2 protein-coding genes and 3 pseudogenes are annotated in these 3,928 nt (G+C 55.5%); 1 reads left to right on the top strand and 4 read right to left on the bottom strand.

What is annotated here, in order from left to right:
• Window positions 1-89: 89 nt before the first annotated feature.
• From ACQKPC_RS30120 to ACQKPC_RS30105, 4 genes and pseudogenes are all read right to left on the bottom strand, one after another.
• Window positions 90-1,223, bottom strand: a pseudogene (locus ACQKPC_RS30120) (elongation factor G); the annotation flags it as partial.
• Window positions 1,224-1,253: 30 nt separating this feature from the next.
• On the bottom strand, window positions 1,254-1,724 hold the full coding sequence (gene rpsG / locus ACQKPC_RS30115) for a 30S ribosomal protein S7 (protein ID WP_002555493.1): 471 nt from the start codon (window positions 1,722-1,724) through the stop codon (window positions 1,254-1,256).
• 118 nt (window positions 1,725-1,842) lie between these two features.
• Window positions 1,843-2,214 (bottom strand): 30S ribosomal protein S12, encoded by a 372-nt coding sequence (gene rpsL / locus ACQKPC_RS30110; RefSeq protein WP_427628305.1) that lies wholly within the window; start codon window positions 2,212-2,214, stop codon window positions 1,843-1,845.
• Between the two features lie 216 nt (window positions 2,215-2,430).
• Window positions 2,431-3,873, bottom strand: a pseudogene (locus tag ACQKPC_RS30105) (DNA-directed RNA polymerase subunit beta'); the annotation flags it as partial.
• Here ACQKPC_RS30105 and ACQKPC_RS30100 point away from each other — a divergent pair.
• Window positions 3,866-3,928, top strand: a pseudogene (locus ACQKPC_RS30100) (hypothetical protein); the annotation flags it as partial. The pseudogenes ACQKPC_RS30105 and ACQKPC_RS30100 overlap by 8 nt on opposite strands.

The following is a 3,928-nucleotide window of genomic DNA, read 5'->3' as shown; positions in this document are numbered from 1 at the left end:
CGCCTGATAACCGCGTGTCGCGAAGAGTTCCAGCGCTACATCGAGAAGACGGTCGCGGGGATTGTTTGGTACTGGTCTTGAGGAGAGGGTACTTCCTTGATTTCTTCACGGGCGTTTGCGTGCATTTGCACCATACGACCCACGCGCTCTTTCTTGCCTTTAACCGAGTTGATCACGCCGTCGCCGGAGGCCAACACGCCCGAGTAAACTCGAACAAAGGTCAAGGTACCCACGAATGGGTCGGTAGCGATCTTGAACGCCAGAGCCGAGAACGGCTCGCTGTCGTCTGCGTGACGCTCCATTTCCTTGGTCTCGTCATCCGGGTCAGTACCCTTGATGGCAGGAATGTCGGTAGGAGCAGGCAGGTAGTCGATCACGGCGTCGAGAACCAGGGGAACACCCTTGTTCTTGAAGGAAGAACCGCAAACAGCCAGAACGATCTCACCAGCGATAGTACGCTGACGCAGAGCGGCCTTGATTTCCGCGTTGGTGAGTTCTTCACCTTCGAGGTACTTGTTCATCAGCTCTTCACTGGCTTCGGCCGCAGCCTCAACCATGTTGCCGCGCCACTCGTCAGCCAGTTCCTGCAGCTCAGCAGGGATAGGCTTGCGAACTGGAACCATGCCTTTGTCAGCGTCATTCCAGTAAACAGCTTCCATGGACATCAGATCGATCTGACCCTGGAAGTTGTCTTCGGAACCGATGGCCAACTGGATTGGCACCGGAGTGTGACCCAGACGCTGCTTGATCTGACCGATCACGCGCAGGAAGTTCGCACCAGCACGGTCCATCTTGTTTACGTAAACAAGACGTGGAACGCCGTATTTGTTGGCTTGACGCCATACGGTTTCCGACTGAGGCTCAACACCCGAGGTGCCGCAGAACACAACGACCGCGCCATCGAGAACACGCAGGGAACGCTCAACTTCAATAGTGAAGTCAACGTGGCCCGGGGTGTCGATGACGTTGAAGCGGTATTGGTCCTTGTGCTGCTTCTCGGAACCCTGCCAGAAGGCGGTGATTGCAGCAGAAGTAATGGTAATACCACGCTCCTGCTCCTGCACCATCCAGTCTGTGGTCGCGGCGCCGTCATGCACCTCGCCCATTTTGTGACTTTTGCCAGTGTAAAAAAGGACGCGCTCGGTGGTGGTGGTTTTACCAGCATCCACGTGAGCAACGATACCAATGTTACGGTAGCGGTTAATCGGTGTAGTACGAGCCATAAAGCCCTCGCAAAATTAGTGACGCTAAAATTAGAAGCGGTAGTGCGAGAAAGCCTTGTTGGCTTCAGCCATACGGTGCACGTCTTCACGCTTCTTAACTGCAGCACCTTTGCCTTCGGCAGCGTCCAACAGTTCGCCAGCCAAACGCAGAGCCATAGACTTCTCGCCGCGCTTACGGGCGAAGTCTACCAACCAGCGCATTGCCAGAGCGTTACGACGGGACGGACGAACTTCGACCGGAACCTGGTAAGTAGCACCGCCTACACGGCGCGACTTTACTTCGACCAGCGGAGCGATGGCGTCGAGAGCTTTCTCGAAGATTTCCAGGGGATCGCTGTTCTTGCGTTCTTTAACCTTTTCCAGCGCGCCATAAACGATACGCTCGGCAACGGCTTTCTTGCCGCTTTCCATAACGTGGTTCATGAACTTGGCCAGGATTTGGCTGCCGTACTTTGGATCGTCAAGCACTTCGCGCTTGGCTGCTACGCGTCTTCTTGGCATGGATAAGCCCTCAAACGGTCTTCAGGTTCGCTCGGAATCGGTGCCCTTTCGGGACGCCTCCGACCTTACTCTTATCGACTCAGAAAAATAGAAAATCAGTTTTTACAAAAAGCCACTACTACTTAGGCTTCTTGGTACCGTACTTCGAACGACCCTGGTTACGACCTTTAACGCCGGAAGTATCCAAAGTACCGCGTACGGTGTGGTAACGAACACCTGGCAAGTCTTTTACACGACCGCCGCGGATCAGTACCACGCTGTGCTCTTGCAGGTTGTGGCCTTCACCACCGATGTACGAGGAAACCTCGAAACCGTTGGTCAGACGCACACGGCATACTTTACGCAGTGCCGAGTTAGGTTTTTTCGGCGTGGTGGTATACACACGGGTGCATACGCCACGACGTTGCGGGCAGTTCTGCAGCGCAGGCACGTCGGATTTCTCGACGATACGCTTACGCGGCTGACGTACCAGCTGGTTGATAGTTGCCATCTACTAGCTCCACTGTTGTCTTGCGACGCTATTGTCTTGCAAGAAAAGCAAAATGGCAGGAACGAATTCCCGCCAAATTTAGGGGTACAAGAGTCTAAAGAGGATCTTGCCCCCAGTCAAGGCAAGGCCCCGACCTCCCCGCTCATCCAACCTCGACAAATTGTCTCGATTCGATGAACGGAATGGCCAGGGCCTTACGCTTATTTATCGCAGAACTCAGTTACCGCTAGAGTTCAGCGCTTCGGTCAGTGCAGCTTCCACTTCACTGGCGCTTACGCGCAACGGTTTGTCAGCATCACGGCGGCGCTTACGCTCGCTGTGGTAAGCCAGACCGGTACCTGCCGGGATCAAACGACCCACGACCACGTTTTCTTTCAGGCCGCGCAGGTAATCGCGCTTGCCGGTTACCGCCGCTTCGGTCAGTACGCGAGTGGTTTCCTGGAAGGAAGCCGCCGAGATGAACGATTCGGTGGACAACGACGCCTTGGTGATACCCAGCAGTACGCGAGTGAATTTGGAAACGAACTTCTCATCGCCAGCCAGACGCTCGTTCTCTACCAGAACGTGAGTCAATTCCATCTGGTCGCCCTTGATGAAACTGGAATCGCCGGATTCAGCGATTTCAACTTTACGCAGCATCTGACGCAGGATGGTCTCGATGTGCTTATCGTTGATCTTCACGCCTTGCAGACGGTAAACGTCCTGGATCTCGTTCACGATGTACTTGGCCAGCGCACTCACACCCAGCAGACGCAGGATGTCGTGTGGATCGCTCGGGCCGTCGGAGATAACTTCGCCGCGGTTTACCTGTTCGCCTTCGAAGACGTTCAGGTGACGCCACTTCGGAATCAGCTCTTCGTACGGATCGCTGCCGTCGTTCGGGGTGATAACCAGACGGCGCTTGCCTTTGGTCTCTTTACCGAACGCGATGGTGCCGCTGACTTCAGCCAGAATCGAGGCTTCTTTCGGACGACGGGCTTCGAACAAGTCGGCAACACGCGGCAGACCACCGGTGATGTCACGGGTCTTCGAAGTCTCTTGCGGAATACGAGCGATAACATCACCGATCGCGATTTTCGCACCGTCCGCTACACCGACCAGGGCGTTAGCAGGCAGGAAGTACTGAGCGATTACGTCGGTGCCCGGCAGCAAGAGATCCTTGCCGTTGTCATCAACCATCTTCACAGCAGGACGGATATCTTTACCGGCAGCTGGACGGTCTTTGGCGTCGAGTACTTCAATGTTGGTCATACCGGTCAATTCGTCAGTCTGACGCTTGATCGTGATGCCTTCTTCCATGCCCACGTAGGTCACGGTACCTTTCATTTCGGTAACGATTGGGTGAGTGTGCGGATCCCACTTGGCCACGATTGCGCCAGCGTCGACCTTGTCACCTTCTTTAACCGAAATCACAGCACCGTACGGCAGCTTGTAACGCTCGCGCTCACGACCGAAGTCATCAGCGATCGCCAGCTCACCAGAACGGGACACAGCAACCAGGCAACCATCCACTCGCTCAACATGCTTCAGGTTATGCAGACGGACGGTACCGCCATTCTTCACCTGAACGCTGTCGGCTGCGGAGGTCCGGCTTGCCGCACCACCGATGTGGAACGTACGCATCGTCAGCTGGGTACCCGGCTCACCGATGGACTTGGCTCGTGGTCACCAGGTGAACATCGGTGAAGCGGTCGGCGTTATCGCTGCCCAGTCC

Source organism: Pseudomonas sp. NPDC089918 (assembly GCF_050280605.1).
GTDB lineage: Bacteria > Pseudomonadota > Gammaproteobacteria > Pseudomonadales > Pseudomonadaceae > Aquipseudomonas.
The sequence above is the reverse complement of the archived record's forward strand: the minus strand, read 5'-3'. Positions and strand labels throughout refer to the sequence as shown.

Excerpts from the sequence above, each read along its gene's own strand:
- rpsG (WP_002555493.1), bottom strand. The coding sequence starts at position 1,724 with ATGCCAAGAAGACGCGTAGCAGCCAAGCGCGAAGTGCTTGACGATCCA.
- rpsL (WP_427628305.1), bottom strand. The coding sequence starts at position 2,214 with ATGGCAACTATCAACCAGCTGGTACGTCAGCCGCGTAAGCGTATCGTC.